Annotated in this window: 13 protein-coding genes; 6 read left to right on the top strand and 7 right to left on the bottom strand. The window is 49.0% G+C overall.

Features of this window, described 5'->3' with window-relative positions; genetic code table 11:
- Positions 1-4: 4 nt before the first annotated feature.
- Entirely contained in the window at positions 5-1,507 is a 1,503-nt protein-coding gene (locus AC27IB_RS17310; RefSeq protein WP_487122489.1) for a tryptophan halogenase family protein, read from the top strand.
- A 213-nt stretch (positions 1,508-1,720) separates the two neighbouring features.
- Here the strand turns inward: AC27IB_RS17310 and AC27IB_RS17305 are convergent, their stop codons facing one another.
- Positions 1,721-3,757 (bottom strand): glycoside hydrolase family 97 protein, encoded by a 2,037-nt coding sequence (locus AC27IB_RS17305; protein ID WP_487122487.1) that lies wholly within the window; start codon positions 3,755-3,757, stop codon positions 1,721-1,723.
- A 308-nt stretch (positions 3,758-4,065) separates the two neighbouring features.
- Between AC27IB_RS17305 and AC27IB_RS17300 the strand changes: the two genes are divergently transcribed.
- Together AC27IB_RS17300 and AC27IB_RS17295 are read left to right on the top strand one after the other, a co-directional pair.
- Entirely contained in the window at positions 4,066-5,067 is a 1,002-nt protein-coding gene (locus tag AC27IB_RS17300) for a LacI family DNA-binding transcriptional regulator (protein ID WP_487122485.1), read from the top strand.
- A 109-nt stretch (positions 5,068-5,176) separates the two neighbouring features.
- On the top strand, positions 5,177-6,148 hold the full coding sequence (locus tag AC27IB_RS17295; RefSeq protein ID WP_487122483.1) for an endonuclease/exonuclease/phosphatase family protein: 972 nt from the start codon (positions 5,177-5,179) through the stop codon (positions 6,146-6,148).
- Between the two features lie 13 nt (positions 6,149-6,161).
- On the opposite strand, the gene AC27IB_RS17290 is transcribed toward AC27IB_RS17295, so the two are convergent.
- The 3 genes from AC27IB_RS17290 to AC27IB_RS17280 all read right to left on the bottom strand — a co-directional run bounded on the left by AC27IB_RS17290 (position 6,162) and on the right by AC27IB_RS17280 (position 10,735).
- Positions 6,162-7,880 carry a sensor domain-containing protein gene (locus tag AC27IB_RS17290; RefSeq protein WP_487122481.1) on the bottom strand — a complete coding sequence of 573 codons (1,719 nt, stop codon included), beginning with the start codon at positions 7,878-7,880 and terminating at the stop codon, positions 6,162-6,164.
- Positions 7,881-8,503: 623 nt separating this feature from the next.
- The gene (locus AC27IB_RS17285; RefSeq protein ID WP_487122479.1) at positions 8,504-9,679 is read right to left on the bottom strand and encodes a PQQ-dependent sugar dehydrogenase; all 1,176 of its coding nucleotides are present in this window, start codon (positions 9,677-9,679) and stop codon (positions 8,504-8,506) included.
- A 162-nt stretch (positions 9,680-9,841) separates the two neighbouring features.
- The gene (locus AC27IB_RS17280; RefSeq protein ID WP_487122477.1) at positions 9,842-10,735 is read right to left on the bottom strand and encodes a LysR family transcriptional regulator; all 894 of its coding nucleotides are present in this window, start codon (positions 10,733-10,735) and stop codon (positions 9,842-9,844) included.
- Positions 10,736-10,856: 121 nt separating this feature from the next.
- Here AC27IB_RS17280 and AC27IB_RS17275 point away from each other — a divergent pair, with 121 nt between their 5' ends.
- On the top strand, positions 10,857-11,531 hold the full coding sequence (locus AC27IB_RS17275; RefSeq protein ID WP_487122475.1) for a type 1 glutamine amidotransferase domain-containing protein: 675 nt from the start codon (positions 10,857-10,859) through the stop codon (positions 11,529-11,531).
- A 97-nt stretch (positions 11,532-11,628) separates the two neighbouring features.
- Here the strand turns inward: AC27IB_RS17275 and gcvP are convergent, their stop codons facing one another.
- From gcvP to gcvT, 3 genes are all read right to left on the bottom strand, one after another.
- A complete protein-coding gene (gene gcvP, locus AC27IB_RS17270; RefSeq protein ID WP_487122473.1) occupies positions 11,629-14,526 on the bottom strand; it encodes an aminomethyl-transferring glycine dehydrogenase in 2,898 nt (965 codons plus the stop codon).
- 86 nt (positions 14,527-14,612) lie between these two features.
- On the bottom strand, positions 14,613-15,005 hold the full coding sequence (gene gcvH, locus AC27IB_RS17265; RefSeq protein ID WP_296046470.1) for a glycine cleavage system protein GcvH: 393 nt from the start codon (positions 15,003-15,005) through the stop codon (positions 14,613-14,615).
- Between the two features lie 26 nt (positions 15,006-15,031).
- Positions 15,032-16,126, bottom strand: a complete 1,095-nt coding sequence (gcvT, locus tag AC27IB_RS17260) for a glycine cleavage system aminomethyltransferase GcvT (RefSeq protein ID WP_296046471.1) — start codon at positions 16,124-16,126, stop codon at positions 15,032-15,034.
- Positions 16,127-16,265: 139 nt separating this feature from the next.
- On the opposite strand from gcvT, the gene AC27IB_RS17255 reads away from it, so the two are divergent.
- Positions 16,266-17,117, top strand: a complete 852-nt coding sequence (locus AC27IB_RS17255) for a LysR family transcriptional regulator (protein WP_296046501.1) — start codon at positions 16,266-16,268, stop codon at positions 17,115-17,117.
- A 69-nt stretch (positions 17,118-17,186) separates the two neighbouring features.
- Positions 17,187-19,982, top strand: a complete 2,796-nt coding sequence (locus tag AC27IB_RS17250; protein ID WP_487122470.1) for a hybrid sensor histidine kinase/response regulator — start codon at positions 17,187-17,189, stop codon at positions 19,980-19,982.
- The last annotated feature ends 43 nt before the right edge of the window (positions 19,983-20,025 follow it).

The raw sequence follows: 20,025 nt of genomic DNA, 5'->3' as shown, positions 1-20,025 counted from the left end.
AGTTATGAAAAACAGTTACTCTCAATCTATTCAAAAAATCGTAATAGTGGGCGGCGGCTCTGCAGGATGGATGACCGCAGCATCATTAAGCAATGTGCTTAAAGGCAATTGTGATATTTCCCTCATCGAGTCCGACGAAATTGGCATCGTCGGTGTTGGCGAAGCGACGATTCCGCCTATTCGGGTGTTCAATCAGACACTGGGGATCAGTGAGGCCGAGTTTTTACAGCGAACCAACGGAACCTTCAAACTGGGTATCGAATTCGTCAACTGGGGGCAGAATGGTACCCGTTACTTCCACCCTTTTGGCACCTACGGCCGCCAGTTCGATACGGTTTCTATGCATCACTACTGGGTAAGCGCCCACCAGCAGGGACAAGCCAAATCTCTGGATGACTACGCCATGGCCTGGCATCTGGCGCGCAATGGCAAATTTACTCACCCCTCACCCGATCCTAAGAATGTACTTTCTACCTTTGAATACGCTTACCATTTTGATGCCGGCTTGTATGTCAAATTTCTGCGGGAGTATGCCGAAAAACGAGGGGTAACCCGGGTAGAGGGCAAAATTAATCATGTCAGTAAAGACAAGGAGACAGGTTTTATTACCTCGGTTGCCCTAGAGAATAATCAGGTAATTGAGGGAGAGTTTTTTATTGATTGTTCCGGCTTCCGAGGGTTACTCATTGAACAAGCTTTACATACCGGCTACGAAACCTGGTCAGAATGGCTCCCCTGTGACCGGGCCTGGGCTGTGCCAACAGCAGGGAATACGCCTATCCCCTATACCCGCTCTACGGCGCATACAGCCGGATGGCAGTGGCGTATACCATTACAAAACAGGGTCGGTAATGGCCATGTATTCTCCAGCGCATTCATCAGTGAGGAAAAGGCCCAGCAACAACTGCTCGACAACCTCGACGGCGACCTGCTGGCAGACCCCAGATTGATCAAGTTTGTTACCGGCCGGCGTAAACGTTTCTGGAATAAAAACGTGGTCGCCATCGGCCTGGCCAGTGGCTTTATAGAGCCTCTGGAGTCCACCAGCATTCACTTGATCCAGGCAGGCATTGCCAAACTGCTGGCCTTATTCCCCGACAAATCGTTTAACCCGCGCAGCATTGATGAGTACAACCGTATCGCTATTGCTGAAGTTGAACGGATCAGGGACTTTATTATCCTGCATTATAAGCTAATGGAACGCCGCGATACTGACATGTGGCGATATTGTGCGGATATGGATGTACCAGATGAACTGGCGGCCAAAATAGCGCACTTTAAAGAATATGGGCGTATCACCAAAGGTGAAATGGATTTATTCGGCAATACCAGCTGGCTGGCAGTGCATATTGGACAAGGTAACCTCCCCCTGCGAACCGACCCGCTGGTGCAATACAGCGACGCTGATTATGCAGGCTGGCTGACTAAACTGAATCAGGTAATGGAACAGTATGCCCGGCAAGCACCTGGTCATATCGATTACATCAACAAGATGACAAGGAGCTAACCACTTCTGCCGCCCTTAACGCAAAAAGGCCGCTGAGTAATCAAGCGGCCTTTTTCGTAGAACTCATCCCATTCGGATAATCATTGTATTGCAGTAAAAACTAACCCGGCCCTGATGAAATAATCCACCATAGTAGGCCGGGTTGGTCGGGAAAAGATGATTCGTCCTTGAATCTTGCACCGTCCATGTAAACTCCCCGGAACGAGGGGCACTCTAGTTCCGCGGAGAAATCCTTGCAGTAAAACCACCACCTGGTGCCAGTTGCATCATCAGGCTGTCGTCGTGAGTAACGGTTTTAGTGACTTTCTTGTAGTCCTCAGCAAAGTGGTGAGCGTTGATACCATCCTGAAAGATCACTATGTCGTACTTGCCAGCAGGCAGAAACTTCAAATCGATGGTCATTTCACGGGCATTTTCGTCTGTCATTGCGCCAACATACCAGTCAGAACCAGAGCGGCGGGCAAAAGTCACATAATCCCCAACCTGACCGTTCAGCGCGATAGACTCATCCCACACACTGGGCACACTGGCTATAAATTCGGCACATTCAGGGTTGTCGAGATACTGGCTTGGGCTATCGGCCATCATTTGCAGCGGACTTTCAAATACGGTGAACATCGCCATCTGATGCACCCGGGTTGTCTGACTCATGGGGCGGTTAAAGCGGATGGTAAAGTCAGCATGATCAGGGGCTTTACCACTGTATTGAATTTGCTCGTAAGCGGCTGGTCCAACAGCATTAGACATGGCACCCGGGGTATAGTCCATAGGCCCGGCCACCATGCGAATAAATGGCAACGTAGTGTTGTGCTCAGGAGTGCTATCCAGGCTCCACTTATTCCATTCCAGGCCCTTCACGCCTTCACGGGAGATAACGTTAGGGTAAGTTCTGCGCAGGCCAGCCGGCTTGTAGGCGCCATGGAAATCCACTAACAGATGGCGCGTGGCAGCTTCATCGGCAATTTTCCAATAGAAGTTGACCATTTCCTGATCGTCACGCTGGAAAAAGTCAGGCTTAATGCCCACCGCACCTAATTCGGCAAAGCGGTCCATAGCCTCATCAAACTGCTGTTCCAGAGTGAGCCAGGTCGTCCACAAAATAATGCCCACATTGCGTTCTTTGGCATAGGCAATAATTTCCGGCACATCGAACCCGGGCACAGAGCCCATTAAGTCGCCTAATGGGTACCAGCCCTCATCAAGAATGACATATTCAATGCCGTGCTGAGAGGCAAAATCCACATAAAACTTATAGGTTTCGGTATTTAAACCTGCTTCAAAATCAACGCCTTTGAGGTTATTAGCATTGTACCAGTCCCATGCCACCTTTCCGGGCTTAATCCATGAGGTGTCGTTGATTTTATTTGGAATAGCCAGCTGGTAAGTGAGTTGATTGGTCAGCAATTCCGCGTCATTTTCAGCGATCGCCAGCACCCGCCACGGGTACGCTCGCTTGCCATCAGTTTTAGCAATGTAATCAGCTCGTTCCACAACGGGTTGGTTGCGGTCAATCCACTCTGCTTCGCCATCAATTACCTTGGTGGGTTGTTGCGGGAAAGTGGCTTGCAGGCCATCTTCACCATCGCCCAGTAACCACAGTCCCGCATAGTCACGTAAGCCGGTCTCGGTAATGAGGACTTTCGCAATACCTGCATCAACCAGAGTAGGCGTACTGCCTAAATCGGTCTTCTCTATACTGCCGATAGCCTGATGAATATAGCTTCGCTCATTGTGCGAATAAAAGCTTTCTTCTAACGGGTAGTAAACCGTCGCAGTTTTAGAAAAATTAAATTCAGCCGTTTCATTTAACACGGTAACGGGGTGGTCAAATTCCGTAATAAAGCGATAGGCAACGCCATTATCGTAGGCTCTGAATTCAACAGAATAGCCATTGGAAAAGGCAATGGTCATGGCCTGATACTCATCCACTATCTTTTCAGACTTCACTCTGACCTCAGGAAACAGGACCTGTGAATGCTGTTGGTATGAGACATCCTGTACGGTAACGCCGGAACCAAGCGCAGACTCACTTTTAATAGCTAAATCAATAACCGAAGGCGCAAGCAGGGGTTGCCCGCCAAGATCAATGGAATAACTCACCTTTTTGTCTGTATTCACGGTTACCGTGATATCTCCATCAGGAGATTTAAGCTCATGTAAAGCACCCGCCACAGCGGTTTCAACACAAATAAGGTTTGACACCACTAAAGCGAAAGGCGCAAGGGTTTTCATAGGGTTGAATAATTTCAAGTTCAACTGTCCTCTAATAAATCTCTTCAGGTGAGAATTTCACTGAAGGTTAATCGATTAAGATAAGACAAAGGTAAAACGTTTTCCCTACTATGTCAACAAGGATTGTTAATTTTAGGTAAATTCATTTACAACCCCCAAAAACCAGGACCAAGGTACCTCCTCCTTATGACTAAAAGCGCATTGATAAATCATTTTGATTTCGATTAATTCGCAGCCTGTGTGCTATGCTGCGAACAACAAATTGTTAATATCAGGTAAACGGAGACTCCTTTACCCAGCTATCGCGCAGTATTTAAGGTTAAAAAGTGATAACTATTAAAGATATAGCTAAAGCAGCAAACGTTTCCCCAGCAACGGTTTCCCGTGTCATTAATGATGGCCCCAAAGTTGGCCTGAAAACTCGTGAACACGTTAAACGGGTTATGAAGAACATGGGCTATCGCCCTAATATTAATGCCCGGGCCCTGGTGAATAAAAAAAGTACATCGCTTGGGTTAGTCCTGGCAGAATTAATGGATCCGTTCTTTGCTACCTACGCCAACGCCATTGAAACTGTCGCCAGAGAGTCCAGCTCACAGTTGTTGATGAGTTCGGGCTCATCCAATGCAAAAAGTGAGCGGGACGCGATAGAAACACTGCTCGATCACAGAGTAAAAGCCATGATTGTTCATTCCAAGTTTCTGGACAATGAAACCTTGATCGACATCGCACGAACTGTACCGGGTTTTGTGCTGATTAACCGTTATATAGAAGAAATCAGTGAGCGTTGTGTGTGGCTCGACAATGTGCTTGGCGGCTATAAAATGGCAGAACATGTGGTAAAACTCGGGCATCGAAAGATTGCCATCATCAGCAGCGATTTCGACATTGAAGATCCCCGGGATCGACTCCAAGGTATCAGAAACTATTTACAAGAGCATAATATCCCGCTGCCAGATAGCCACATTGCAATTGCTTCCCCTAACCAACAGGGAGGCGAAATCGCCATGCGCGAACTCCTCGCCTCACAAACTGAGTTTACGGCAGTGCTTGCCTATAATGATGCTATGGCTTCCGGCGTTATGAATACGCTTTATGATCACAACATGGATGTCCCGAATGACGTCTCGGTAATGGGCTTTGACGATGTAATTTTAGCCCAGTACTGTCGGCCTAAGTTAACCACAATGCACTACCCCATTAAGTTAATGGCTTCAACCGCGGCGACAATTGCTTTGGATCTTGCTCAGGAAAAAACCCCAGCAGAAAATCGCTCCTACAAATTTGTTCCCACCATTATGGCCAGACATTCAACAAAGAAAATATAGCCAGGCCAGTAAAAGTAAGCACCTGAATTGATCGAAAAAGGCAGTTAAGTATTAAAAGTTAAAGAATACAGGTATCTTACCTGCAGGACCTGCTGATCAAGGACGACCAATGTACATCACGCTACTCATCGCGAGCCTGTTTATGCTGTTTACTACTCTGGCACCTCACCTGCCCGGTAAACACTGGCTTATCAGAGTATGGGAGTTTCCCCGTTTACAATTATTTGTTTTAATTCTGTCGTGCATTACTGGCTGGGCGTTGCTAATGATGGATCACCCGATCACTGCAACAATGATGATAACAGCCCTGACGCTTGCGGGTATTTATCAGGCAATTTGGATCCTGCCCTATACCGTGCTGTGGCCCAAACAGGTAAAACAGGTAAGTCATGCGGATGACAACAGCACGCTCAGTATTCTTACCAGTAATGTGTATATGTATAACGATAACTACGACGGGTTGAAGAACCTGGTGGGGCAATACCAGCCTGATATGCTGATCCTGCTGGAAAGTAATCACGACTGGCAGAATGCCATGGCATCGATTCACTCCGAGTATCCGCACCGCTTAGCCTGCCCGCTGGAAAACCTATATGGCATGCACTTATACAGCAAGCTGCCTTTTAAAGGCGAACAGATCCGCTATGTGGTAGAAGACGACGTGCCTTCCATGGAAGTACAAATAGATATTAATGGCACTCAGGTAACCGTTTATTTTCTGCATCCCAAACCACCCAGCCCAACCGAAAATGAGTCTGCCGCGCCAAGGGACACTGAGTTAGCCATAATAGGTAAGGAAATGGCCGAGCATGACGACCCGGTGATAGTTTCCGGCGACTTAAATGATGTAGCCTGGTCTCCCAGTACGAGACGGTTCCGTAAGCTCAGCAAAGCCCAGGATCCGCGTATTGGGCGCGGCTTTTATAATACCTTTCACGCCAAATACCCGCTGGTGCGCTGGCCGCTGGATCACATTTTTCACTCGAAGGATTTCGAAATGGTTGAGGTGGAAAGACTAGCGGGCTATGGCTCGGATCACTTCCCGCTGTTTTCCCGGTTACAACTGACTAAAAAGCGCTAGTACTAATGCAACGTTACTGACCGGGCAGTAACAAGGTTTCAAGTTCATCGGCAGGCATGGGCTTGGCGTACAAAAAGCCCTGAGCGTATTCGACGTTAAGGCCCTGACAATAGCGGGACTGCTCTTCGGTTTCAACGCCTTCGGCCACAATCAACAAGTCCAGCTTGTGGCCTACATTTACTATTGCTTCCATGAGTGCCCCATCATAGGCACTTTCAGGCGCATCTTTTAAGAATGTGCGGTCGATTTTAAGGTGGCTTATCGGGAAATGTTTTAAATAGCTCAGTGATGAATAGCCCACACCAAAATCGTCCACCGAAATTTCAACGCCTTTTTCACGCTGCTTTTTAAGTTCTTCCAGGGCATCACTGCCCGCTTTAATAAGAATATTCTCGGTGAGTTCGATGCCAATATTCCGGGGGGCGAGTCCATAACGCAAACGGCAGTCATCAAGCACTGCAAAATAGCCGGGTTCAACCAGTTCGCGCCCGGATACATTGATATCTACCCGAATCTCAATGCCTTTTTCACGCCATGCTTTGACCTGCCGGCATGCTTCCTCCATAACCCAACGGCCGATGTGAATAATCAAATCGGTGCGTTCCGCAACGGGAATAAATACGCCCGGGGATACGCTGGCCACTTCCTGAGTGGGCCGCCAGCGCAATAAGGCTTCACACGCTGCTATTTTACCCGTGGTTAAATCAAACTGCGGCTGATACACCAATTCGAATTCGTTGTTATTTAACGACTCGTGCAGTTGTGCTGCCAGAGTCCGTTGCTCCTGCAATTGTTGCGCTAAGGACGCGCTGAAAAACTCATAACGGTTGCGCCCTTTGGCTTTCGCATCGTACATAGCCAGATCGGCATTTTTCAGCAAATCGCCGGCTTTTTCGCCGTCCTGAGGATACAAACTAATTCCTACGCTAAGGGTAATTCGGACATTTTCCCCACTCAATTCAAACGCATCCTGAAAGCAATCGGTTAGCTTGCCAGCAAGTTCGCTGGCCCCGGCTTCGTCCAGCGTATCACTGACCACTACGAACTCATCACCACCAAAACGGGTAATGAGCCCTTTACCATCAAGGCACTCGTGTAAACGCCGCGACACTGCACGTAATAACTCATCGCCCCATGAGTGTCCCAGGGTATCGTTGACCTCTTTAAACATATCCAGATCAAGAAACAGCAGCCCAAATTGGTCACCGGTCTGCTGCGCCTGTTCAATACGGTTCTGTAACGTACTTTCAAGATGACGCCGATTGGGCAACCCGGTAAGTAAATCGGTAGACGCCATTTGTTCAAGCTTTTCACGCGCCGCATGCTGTTCACTCAAATCAATGTCGATACAAAACATCTCCGGCGAATCGGTATGCGCTTTGAGCATGACATGCGAAGAGAATACGTGCACGATGCTGCCGTCCTTGCGTTGCAGCGGTAACTGAGCAGAGGGAATGGGTACCCCATCATCCAGCCATTGCTGGTGCAGGGTTAACACTTCTTTTCGCATGGGGGGTGGAATAATCAGCTCTTCGAGTTTTTTACCGATGGCCTCTTCACGAGGAAACCCATAAATTTCTTCGCTCGAATCATTCCAGTAGATGACCTTTCTGTGCTTGTCGTACCCCTGAATAGACACTTTGGCAAGTGAACAGATAAGATCTAAAAATCTCAGTTCTGCCGCATCATAGGAGTTATCGAAGTTTGTCATTTCCCGTTTATCTGAAAACATTGTCTTCCTATACAAGCACTAAGCAGTGTTTTGTAAATTTCTTTCATAATCGTACACTTATAGAAAGTTTAGCTCAATTCTAAATATTCACTGCATAAAATAGCAGCGATACTTATTTTCAACGCTGCCGGCTTTTACTGATTAGCTCGCTGGTTACTTATTTCGTCTTATCACCAACTGTCCTCGTTCGCGGCGAATAACTAGTTGCTCTTTATCCAGTTAACTTTCTATCCATGCTCACGATGCCTCAGTTTTTAATAGCACCGCATCCAGCGCAGACTCCACGTCAATCCAGGTATTGTTACTGCCGCTTTAGCGGCGTAAAGACAATTATCGGCAATCGCCATCAACGCTTTAAAACTGATTTTAAAGTATTGTGATTCCGTGAGTTTACTTTGTGCTCGCTTATACAAGCGGTTTGCCCTATAAACAACTTATAAAGCGTATTGTTTCCTATCTACAGGTATCAAAAAGCTTGCAGCTACAAGGGGTTAAATTCTCTTACCCGCTGGCCTGTGGTTATAATTCAAGATGGTCGTGCACGCTGTCAGCAGTGCATTTTTGTTAGGCGGTATGAGCAGCATGGCTAAAGCCATGCTGCTATTGAAGCCGCTGGTTATGGGTTAATGGTTATGTTGAAGTTTGATTAAGCGGCCACCTTCTCTGTCTTCCAGCACATAAATGTTGCCTTTATCGTCCTGTTCGACTTCGCGCACCCGTTTCCCCCATTCATAACGCTCTGCCTCTTCGACTTCCCAGGCGCCTTTATCATCCTTATTAAAAGTCACCCGTACTAAGGCCTTGGAAGACAGCCCGCCAATAAAGCCATTGCCGGTCCAGTCGCTAAACATAGTCCCTTTATAGATAATAAACCCAGCCGGACTGATAGCGGGCACCCAGGCTTTTTCCGGCGCTTTAAAGATTGGAATATCTTCATGGTTGGGAATTTTTGTACCCGAATAATGGTCGCCCTGTGAAACCATGGGATAACCATAGTTGCGCCCTCTTTCAATACTATTCAGCTCATCACCATGACGAGGCCCCATTTCATGGGCCCACAGATTACCCTCGGCATCAAAATCGATACCCAACGGATTACGATGACCAAGGGTCCAGATTTGCCCGGTAACATCCCCATTGCCAACAAAAGGATTATCTTCCGGCACACTGCCGTCGTCGTTCAAGCGCAGGATTTTACCCAGATTCATTGCCATATTTTGCGCTGGCGTAAACTTTTGTCTTTCACCAGAAGTAATAAACAAATAACCGTTGGGCGAGAACACCATACGATGGGAATAGTGCCCGTTACCGGTCACCTTCGGTGACTGGCGCCAGATAATCTCCCGGTCTGCCAGACTTGCGCTGTTGTTAGTAATATTTAGCGTGGCGCGCTCAATCACAGCGCCGCTGAACGCATCGTCTTGTGGGTCGCGCTCTACGTAAGACACATAAACGGTATTATTAGTGGCGAACTCCGGATGAATAATCACATCGCCAAGGCCGCCCTGCCCTCTGGCGGTAACGCTGGGTACGTTATCAACTGAAAACCGTTTTTGCTGATTTTTATCGAGCAGCCAGATGACACCTTCTTTTTCGGTTACCAGGCTGTGGCCATCCGGTAGAAACGTCATTGCCCAGGGCTGGTCAAAGGATGCCATTACCTGGCCAGTAAGCGTTGTACCTTCGCTACCTTCCATTTCAATTTCTGCTGACGAAGCGCTTTGAACTGATGCCACAAAGGACGTGGTGATCAGCGTCATAAAAAACAGCAGTTTTTTCCGCGCGGGTATTTTTTGCATAATGAGGCTCCCTACCTAATTCGTTGTTAGCGCAATACTCGTCACATACTTATGCGACACGCTATTCATAATCATCAGGGTACCTACGTGATTTATTAGGGATAAGCTCAACTTGTTGCCAATTCAGCGAGTTGATTACTACCAGAGTCACGCTAAATTCTGTTATACATTCTCATCTTCGCGCCAATGGTCAAAATACTGCACCAGATAATCAATGGCCATGCGGGTACGTAGTGGCATAAAACGCCTGTTCTGATAAACAATCCAGCTACTTGAGCCGCTCCCCCAATAAGGTTGTAGTATCGGGATCAGGCGGCCCCCTTCAACTGCTTCAGTAAACGTACTTTTGGGCATATACGCTATGCCCAGCCCCTGCTCACAGGCTTGCAGTACAGCATTGGCGTTATTGCTTCGCCAGCGCCCTTTTACTTTTACACTTTCCGGTACGCCATCATGGATGAACTTCCAGGTATCATTATTGGTGACTATACAACTATGGTTTTTTAAATCGCCCGGCTGTTTCGGCTCGCCAAAGTGTTGCAGGTAATCATTGGCGGCCACTGCCATCATCGGTCGGTTAACCAGCTTGCGGGCGATCAGGCTCGAATCGGAGAGCTCACCATAGCGAATAGCGAAATCAATGCCATCTTCAACAAAGTTAACCATGCGACTGTTAAAGTCCATATCAATAGTTAGCTCGGGGTGAGCCTGGGCAAAACTCATCAGCGCCGGGGCTACGTAGTGTTCGGCAAAGCCGCCTGCCGCGCTCACTCGCAAAGTACCAGTAAGGGCTATTTGCTGAAGGTTAACCAGCTCATTAGCTTGTTGTAAGCCGGTGAGCAGATCTTTAACCTGCTGGTAATACACCGCTCCAGTGTCAGTCAAACTCACCAAGCGGGTGGTACGTGAGAGTAAAACACACCCCAGGCGCTCCTCCAGTCTGGCCAACTGACGACTCACATGACTGGTGCTACAGCCAAGCTGCTTAGCCGCGGCTGAAAAGCCTCTGCTCTCGGCTACCGCTATAAATTCGACGATCCCTTCAAAACTATCCAAAGCTCTGCCTCTATTATTGCCATATAACAACAGTATTTCCAAAAATTAGCATATTAACATCCAATGAGGGACGTTTTATAGTGATTGCAAATGAACAACGCAACGATCTAAGAGGAGCATCATGAAAAAGATTCTTATCCCTGTTACCAATCACGCCACACTAGGCACCACTGATCAGGCTAACGGCACTTTTTCACCAGAGATAACCCATGCACTTCACGTGTTTACTCAGCATGGATTTGATTATGACATTGCCTCAATCACCGGCGGCAAAGTGCCAATCTACGGTACTGACATTGAAGACGACAAGGTTAACCAACAAGTACTAGCCAGCGAAGATTTTCAAAACCGTACCAATAACAGCCTACCGGTTTCAGAGGTAAATATTGGCGATTACGATGCCATATTTTACCCCGGTGGTTTTGGCCTACTGAGCGATTTAGCCAGCAATGAAGAGTTTGCCAAACTGGCGGCAACTCACTACGAAAAAGGCGGATTAATTGGCGCGGTTTGCCACGGCCCTGCAGCTTTATTACCCATTACATTAAGCTCAGGCGACGCGCTTCTGGCAAATAAATCAGTCACAAGCTTTACACGTGAAGAAGAAGTGGACTACGGCACAGTTAACGATATTCCTTTTTTGCTGGAAGAAGCCCTGGCCCGCAAAGCGGCGCGATTCAGCAAAGTGCAGCCGTGGCAGGATTTCGTAATAGAAGACGAGCGTGTGATTACCGGCCAGAACCCGGCAAGTGCTCACAGTGTGGCTGGCGCTATGGTCAAGCAACTCGGCTCGTAGGCCATCTTAAAGTGCAATCTATTAATAACAACAATACAAAAATGGCGAGTCTCCGACTCGCCATTTTTCTTGTAACAAGATAGAGACTATCTGTCCACTACTCCTCAATATAGCTTTCCAGCGGCGGGCAGCTACACATGAGGTTACGGTCGCCGTATACGTCGTCGATACGGTTTACACTTGGCCAAAACTTATTGCGGGCAACGGTAGGTACCGGGTACGCCGCCGTGGTGCGGTCATAGCTACGGTTCCAGTCGTTATCGCAAATATCGGCCAGTGTATGTGGTGCGTTGTGCAGTGGGTTGTCGGTGGCATCCCATTCGCCGCTTTCCACTTTGGCAATCTCTTCGCGGATGTGGATCATGGCTTCTACAAAACGGTCCAGCTCAAACTTCGATTCTGACTCGGTTGGCTCAATCATCAGCGTACCGGCTACCGGGAAGCTCATGGTTGGCGCATGGAAACCGTAGTCGTTCAGGCGCTTGGCGATATCCAGTTCGGTCACCCCTGAGGCTTCTTTAAGCGGACGCAAGTCGATAATACATTCGTGCGCTACGTGGCCGTTACGCCCTTTGTAAAGTACCGGGTAATGCCCTTCCAGTGAACGCGCCACATAGTTGGCGTTCAGGATGGCCACTTCGGTGGCTTTGCGTAAACCTTCGCTGCCCATCATTTTGATGTACATGTAGCTGATTGGCAGAATCGATGCACTGCCCCATGGCGCGGCGGATACGGCACCACAGTCTTTATCCGCACCTTCAATATCCACCACAGTGTGGTTAGACAGGAATGGCGCCAGATGCGCTTTTACGCCAATAGGACCCATACCCGGGCCACCACCGCCATGCGGAATACAGAACGTTTTGTGCAGGTTTAAGTGCGATACATCTGAGCCAATAAAGCCGGGCGCGGTAATGCCTACCTGGGCGTTCATGTTGGCGCCGTCCATGTAAACCTGACCACCGTACTGATGCACGATATCGCAAATTTCACGTACGGTTTCTTCGTATACGCCATGGGTAGACGGATAAGTAATCATCGCACAAGAGAGGTTTTCACCCACTTCTTCGGCTTTAGCGCGCAGATCGTTGAGGTCTACGTTTCCGTTCTTATCACAGGCAATCACCACCACTTTCAGGCTAACCATTTGCGCCGAAGCCGGGTTTGTCCCGTGGGCAGAGCTTGGGATCAGGCACACATTACGGTGCCCTTCACCGCGGCTCTCGTGATAGCGCTGAATAGCCAGTAGGCCCGCATACTCCCCCTGGGCACCTGAGTTAGGTTGCATAGAGAGCGCATCGTAACCGGTAATACTGATTAACCAGTCGCTGAGCTCGCTGATCATCTCCTGGTAACCAGCAGCCTGATCCAGCGGCGCGAACGGGTGCAGCTGACCAAATTCAGGCCAGGTAACCGGGATCATTTCAGCCGTAGCGTTGAGCTTCATGGTGCATGAGCCCAGAGAGATCATCGAGTGATTCAGCGCTAAGTCTTTGTCTTCGAGGCTCTTAATGTAACGCAGCATCTCGGTTTCTGAGTGATAGCTGTTAAACACTTCGTGGGTCAGGTAATCACTGGTACGTACCAGATCGCCCGGAATAGACTGGCTGCCCTGGGTAGTTACCTGGGCATCGAGGTCGTCAATGCTCAAGCCGTGATCGTCACCAATCAATACGCTGAATAGGTTCAGAATATCGTCGCGAGTGGTGGTTTCATCCAGTGCAATACCTACCGCGCCATCAAGATCCGTACGCAGGTTGAGTCCCAGCGTCAGGGCCTTTTCTGTCACGCTGGCTTTATCATCCACCAGCACGGTCAGCGTATCGAAGTACGTGCAATGCTTAAGCGCCAGGCCTTTTTTGGTTAAACCGGCGGCCAGAATATCCGCTAAGCGGTGAATGCGGCTGGCAATGGTTTTAATGCCTTCAGGGCCATGATAAACCGCGTAAAACGAGGCCATGTTGGCCAGTAATACCTGGGCAGTACAGATGTTTGAGTTAGCTTTTTCGCGGCGGATATGTTGCTCGCGGGTTTGCAGCGCCATACGCAGTGCCTGACGACCACGGGTGTCTTTACTTACGCCGATGATACGGCCTGGTAATGAACGTTTGTAAGCATCACGGGTGGCAAAAAAGGCCGCGTGTGGACCGCCGTAGCCCATGGGCACACCAAAGCGTTGTGCACTGCCTAAGGCAACATCTGCCCCCAGTTCACCCGGCGATTTCAGCAGCGCCAGGCTCATCAGGTCTGTGGCCACCGCAACAATACCTTTTTTGGCTTGCACGGCAGCAATAATATCGGTGAGGTCTTTTACTTCACCAGTGGTTCCCGGGTATTGCAGTAACGCACCAAATACTTCGTGATCGGCGGCTTGTTCTGCCGGGCCGGTAATAATGCCAAAGCCAAACATTTCAGCACGGGTTTCAACCACGTCCAACGTTTGCGGGTGCACATCGTCAGCCACAAAGAACAGGTTAGCTTTTTTGTTTTTAGAAACACGCTTAGCCAGCGCCATGGCTTCGGCCGCCGCGGTACCTTCATCCAGCAACGAAGCTGAGGCCAGCTCTAAACCGGTCAGGTCGATGGTGAGTTGCTGGAAGTTAAGGATGGCTTCCAAACGGCCCTGGGCAATTTCCGGCTGATACGGTGTATAAGCGGTATACCAGCCTGGGTTTTCCAGCACGTTACGTAAAATAACATTTGGTACATGGGTATCGTAATAACCCATACCAATAAATGAGCGATTAATTTTATTCTTTGCGGCGGTCGCTTTCAGGGCTGCCAGCGCTTCAACTTCGGTGGCGCCTTCGCCGGCTTCAATAGGTTTATCCAGACATATGCTGTTTGGCACGGTCTGGTTAATCAGGTCGTCTAATGAGCTGGCGCCCACTTTGTCCAGCATTTGACGGATTTCTTCTTCGCTGGGGCCAATATGACGGCCAACAAAGGCGTTTTTCTGCTCTAACTGAGCCAGTGAAATTGAAGCGTTTGACATAATTCGTTAAGCATCTGCAATAGAGTAAAAAGAATAAACAAAGGGGCCAAAACCGCCCCTTTATTATCATTATTGTAACGTCAGACTTATTCGTCGTCTTCGATGCTGGCAGCGTAGCCTTCAGCATTCAGCAATTCTTCGATTTCTGATTCGTCGTCGGCTTTAATTCTGAACAACCAGCCGTCACCGAATGGGTCTGAGTTAACCAGTTCAGGTGAGTCTTCAAGCTCTTCGTTTACCGCCAGCACTTCACCTGTGATTGGGGTGTATACGTCAGAAGCGGCTTTCACCGATTCAGCTACTGCAACATCGTCGCCGGCATTTACCTGATCACCCACATCCGGTAAATCAACAAATACCATATCACCTAATAAATCCTGCGCGTGTTCAGTGATACCAATGGTATAAACTCCGTCACCTTCAGGGCGAACCCACTCGTGTGACGCCGCGTATCGTAAATCATTTGGGATAGTACTCATGTGTATTCCTGCTCTTCGTTAAATTGTTATAAAACACTTTTTCCATTGCGGACAAAACTGGGCTTAACCACTTCTACTTTAACCCACTTTTTGCGCATTTCCACTTCTACTGTGGTGCCATTTGTCGCAGGGATACGCGCCATGGCGATAGCATGCCCAAGGGTTGGTGAGAAGGTACCGGAGGTAATCACACCCGCTTCGCCTTCTTCTGTTTTTACATTAAGGCCGGCGCGCAATACGCCTTTCTCTTTCATTACCAGACCCACCAGTTTTTGGGTACCCTGTTCACGCTTGGTTTCAAGCGCTGCACGGCCCACAAAATCACGCTCAGCTGGTTCCCAGGTCACAGTCCAGCCCATATTCGCTTCCAGTGGCGAAATGGTTTCGTCCATGTCCTGACCATATAAATTCATTCCCGCTTCTAATCGAAGGGTGTCACGCGCGCCCAGTCCGCTTGGCTTCACACCGGCATCAAGCAGGCTTTGCCACAGTTCAGGCGCCTTTTCTACCGGCACCATAATCTCGTAGCCGGCTTCTCCGGTGTATCCGGTAGTCGCGATAAACAGGTCTTCGGCCTGCACGCCGTAAAACGGTTTCATACCCTCTACCGCTTCATTTTGAGCGTTAGAGAAAACCTCGGCAGCTTTCGCTTTGGCCTCAGGTCCTTGCACCGCAATCATGGCAAACTCAGGGCGCTCGGTAACAGTTACCTCAAAGCCTTCGGTTTGCTTCATTAACCAGTTCATGTCTTTTTCACGGGTGGCGGAGTTCACTACCATGCGATAGTTGGTGGCATCAAAGTAATAAACAATTAAATCGTCTACTACGCCGCCTTCTTCGTTCAGCATACCGCTGTATAAGGCTTTGCCTTTCTCTTTAAGCTTATCAACATCGTTGGCCAGCAAGTAACGCAAGTAGTCCTTGGCCTGAGCACCAGTGACATCAACAATGGTCATATGCGACACGTCAAACATGCCAGCGGCCCGGCGCACAATATGATGCTCTTCAATTTGAGAGCCATAATGCAATGGCATATCCCAGCCGTGGAAATCGACCATCTTGGCACCTGATTCAAGGTGTTTGTTGTATAACGCGGTGCGTTGTGTAGTTGCGCTGCTCATGGTGGCTAACCCGTCAAAGTAAAGACAATGGTTAAAAGTATAGGGAGGGCTGGCGAACACAACAAATTGGAAATTCTTATGAATACATTTAAAATGCTTATATACATAAGCTTAAATATCAGAATTCCTAATCTTTATGATGAAGCAACTCTCCCTCGATAATCTGCGCACTTTTGTGGGCGTCATAGAACAAGGCGGCTATGCCAAAGCGGGTCAGTGGCTGGGGCGATCCCAGCCTGCTATCAGTCTGCAAATTAAAAAGCTTGAGGAGCAGTTAGGTAAAAAGCTGTTTACTAAAGTGGGCCAGCGCCATCTGCCCAGTTCAGACGGCAACTGGCTGTACCCTAAAGCTAAAGAATTGCTGGAACTCAATGACAGTATTTTCCGCAGTCTGGACCCCACGCCCTTGCGCGGGCGCATGCGCCTGGGAATTCCCAATGAATTTGCGTCGACCTTACTTCCCGGTTTGATTGGCGAATTCTCTAAACGGTATCCGGATGTCTCGCTGGAAGTCACGTCTGCACTCAGCCGTGAACTCCTCCAGCCGTCAAGGCGTAACGACTTCGATATGATTCTGGCCCTGGTCAACCCGGAACAAACTACCGATGGTGATGTGATATTGGAAGATGAAGTAGTGTGGGTCGGCGATCCTGCCCACCCGTTGATCAGCCAGAACATCGCCCTGGTGCTGGCGCCCGATGGCTGTATTTACCGCAGCCGCGTAATAACCCACTTAAAACAACAAACCACGGCCTGGAAGATTAGTTATACCAATGCTGATTTATCCGGCCTGGTGGCCGCTATTCAACAAGGTCTTGGCATCACCGCGCTGGCGCGCTCCAGTATGCCGGCGAATCTGATTGAACTGAAACACCGAAATCTGCCGGCACTGGGAGGGATCAACGTATGCCTGTTTATTCAGTCTACCCAGCACCCGGTAGTAAGCAGAACACTGGCTGACTTTATTACTCGTCGCTTAAGAGAACGATAATTTTCACCAGAACTTGGGGGATCGCTACTTTGCACTATACTTTGCTCAAAGACACCGTTTTACGATGATATGCTAAGTACCCCCATAGACAGCAATTTGGTTGACGATGATTATTCGTTGTTAACCAGCGACATGACCGCAGAGGAAGCAGCCCAGCTTACACCTGTATTTCAAACGCTTAGCGATCACCTGGATCTCGATGGCGCTATGCTGCTATGTCATTCCCGCTCGTTGTGGAATCAACTTTACTTCACTACCAAGCAATCCCTGGACACTGACTTTATTGAGTCGTTACTGCCCCGGTTTCGGGCCGAGAGTCAGTGGCAATGTCCCGCGGGTATCCTCGATTTTGCACTGCCTGGTCATGATGAACTGGCAGCAATCACGTTATTCAGTGAGCCGCTGAATATTGAACTGAGCCTCTGCGTAATGCTTAAGTCAGGCAAATCTGCTGACGAAGCGCTGTTTAATCGATTGCACCATTATCTGACCATGCTTACTACCCTGTGCGAGCATATTACCCGTCAGCGTATTATGCAGGCCCGGCTAATCAAGAAAAAACGGCTGGGCTTTATTGTAGAAGCCACCGGCGCCGGTACCTGGGAGTGGGAAATCCCTACCCAGCGAGTGCAACTGAATGCACGCTGGGCCAACATGCTGGGCTATGAGCTCAACGAGTTAGGCCCGCTGTCGATAGATACCCTGCTAAACGTCATGCACCCTAAAGATCGCGAGCAAGCTAACGCCTTGCTGCAGGATTGTTTGCAGGGTAAGGCCACCTACTACGATTTTGAATGTCGCATGAAGCACAAAAGCGGTGACTGGATCTGGTTTTTGGCGCGCGGCAAAGTAACCGAGTATAACGCCAGCGGCGACGCGGTATTAATGGCGGGCACCCATACCAATATCAATGAGAAAAAGCGTATCGAACTGGCCTTAGCAGAGAAAGCCAGTTTTCAGCAGTTGATGTTCGACCATCTGCCGGTGTATTTATTCGTTAAAGACACCGAGTACCGTATTGTGATGGCCAATGAGAAATTTATTTCCCTTTATCCGCCGGATAAACGCCACAAGGTCATAGGTTATACTACGGTCGAGGAATACAACAAGGAAGAAGCCAACCGTTTTTTACGCATGGATATTCTTGCCTTTGCGTCTGGCAGTTCAGAAAACGAAGAGCAAATCCAGTTCCCCAATGGTGAAATCCGTACCCTGTGGACCAAAAAAATTCGTTTCGAAGATTCACACGGGCAGTCGTTTATTCTCGGTGTCGCCACCGACATTACCAACGTTAAAGCCAGTGAACTGGCCATGCAACTGGCAAAAAATGAAGCGGAACAGGCTAATCAGGCGAAGAGTGAATTTTTAGCCACCATGAGTCATGAGATCCGCACTCCAATGAACGGTATCATGGGCATGTTGCAACTGGCGCTGCAGGACGCCAGCAGTGAGCAACAACAGCGACGTCTTGAGCTTGCCCGCACCAGCGCAAGCGCATTGCTTACCATTATCAATGATATTCTCGACTTCTCTAAAATCGAGGCACAAAAAATGGAGCTGGAGCGCGCGCCCATAGAAATGGACCGGCTAATTCAGCGCATAGTTGAGGAACAATTAACGCACCTCAACACTAAACCGGTGCAGCTTGAGGTCGATTTGAGCGATTTACCCTTCAGCCGCATGTCAGGGGATGAAGTTCGACTGGGGCAGGTACTAACCAATTTACTCTCAAATGCCATTAAATTTACCGCCGAAGGTGAAGTGCGGCTGAGCCTGCGCGGCCTGCCTGTGGACAGCGAGCAGATCCTGCTGGAAATGGTCGTGGAAGATACCGGGCTTGGCATGACTCCCGCCCAGCAAGAAGTGCTGTTTCAACCTTTCACTCAGGCCGATTCATCGACCACCCGACGCTTTGGAGGCACTGGCCTCGGGCTGACTATTGTGCAGCGTTTAACACATTTAATGAAAGGCAAAGTGAGCGTTACCAGTGAGCTAAATAAAGGCAGCACATTTACGGCAACGGCAACACTCTTCGCGCCGGTACGGGTGCAACATTCACCTAACATAGGGGGGGTGGTTGTTTTAAGTGCATTGCACAATCAGGCTCGGTTGTTGTGTAAACAGTTAGCCACCTGGAAAGTTCGCTTTGTGTTGGTCGACTCGCTCGACTCGCTGGCCGAATTTACTGACAAGATGCCGCCGAATATGGACTGGCTAATTGTTGATGCGGCGCTGCAGGCAGATTACACCGTGTGGAAAAAGAATAAAAAACAGGCCGGTGCAGGCCAGTTCCTCCCTGCTAATCAGGCTGTTTTTGTTGAACGGCACCACATTAGTCAAAACTCTACCGAGCAGGAAGATGACTTCCTTAGGCTACACAAGCCGGTATTACGAAATGAGCTTCTTGCGTTATTAGAGCGCTCCTCTGACAGCCCTGAAAGAGGGGTCGATTTGTCTGCTATCCCGGCTCAGCAAACGGGCCGAATCATGATAGCCGAGGACAATCCTATAAACCGCGAGGTCGCTTTTTACATGCTGCAGGATGCGGGCTTCTCGGTGCTTTCTGCTGAAGATGGTAAACAGGCAATCGACTTGTTGAAAACCCACCCTGATATCGATCTGGTGCTGATGGATTGCCGTATGCCGGTGATGGACGGGTTTGCCGCTACCCATGCCATTCGATGCGGAGAAGCGGGCGAGCAATACAAAAACATCCCCATTGTGGCCTGCACGGCTAACGCCTCATCAAAAGATAAACAAGAATGCTTGCAGGCAGGTATGGACGCTTATCTCACCAAGCCGTTACGCAAGAAAATGCTGATCGATACTATTTCCTCGATACTTAATCCCGACTACATGATCTGACTAAACTGGCTTTTTTCCGGCCTTCCTGTCAGCTCTCATTGTG

The organism is Alteromonas sp. 4NH20-0104, assembly GCF_057547795.1.
Note: the sequence above shows the minus strand (reverse complement) of the source record. Positions and strands in the feature narration are given on the sequence as shown.

Excerpts from the sequence above, each read along its gene's own strand:
- AC27IB_RS17310 (WP_487122489.1), top strand. The coding sequence starts at position 5 with ATGAAAAACAGTTACTCTCAATCTATTCAAAAAATCGTAATAGTGGGC.
- AC27IB_RS17295 (WP_487122483.1), top strand. The coding sequence starts at position 5,177 with ATGTACATCACGCTACTCATCGCGAGCCTGTTTATGCTGTTTACTACT.
- AC27IB_RS17290 (WP_487122481.1), bottom strand. The coding sequence starts at position 7,880 with ATGTTTTCAGATAAACGGGAAATGACAAACTTCGATAACTCCTATGAT.
- AC27IB_RS17285 (WP_487122479.1), bottom strand. The coding sequence starts at position 9,679 with ATGCAAAAAATACCCGCGCGGAAAAAACTGCTGTTTTTTATGACGCTG.
- AC27IB_RS17275 (WP_487122475.1), top strand. The coding sequence starts at position 10,857 with ATGAAAAAGATTCTTATCCCTGTTACCAATCACGCCACACTAGGCACC.
- gcvP (WP_487122473.1), bottom strand. The coding sequence starts at position 14,526 with ATGTCAAACGCTTCAATTTCACTGGCTCAGTTAGAGCAGAAAAACGCC.
- gcvH (WP_296046470.1), bottom strand. The coding sequence starts at position 15,005 with ATGAGTACTATCCCAAATGATTTACGATACGCGGCGTCACACGAGTGG.
- gcvT (WP_296046471.1), bottom strand. The coding sequence starts at position 16,126 with ATGAGCAGCGCAACTACACAACGCACCGCGTTATACAACAAACACCTT.
- AC27IB_RS17255 (WP_296046501.1), top strand. The coding sequence starts at position 16,266 with ATGAAGCAACTCTCCCTCGATAATCTGCGCACTTTTGTGGGCGTCATA.
- AC27IB_RS17250 (WP_487122470.1), top strand. The coding sequence starts at position 17,187 with ATGCTAAGTACCCCCATAGACAGCAATTTGGTTGACGATGATTATTCG.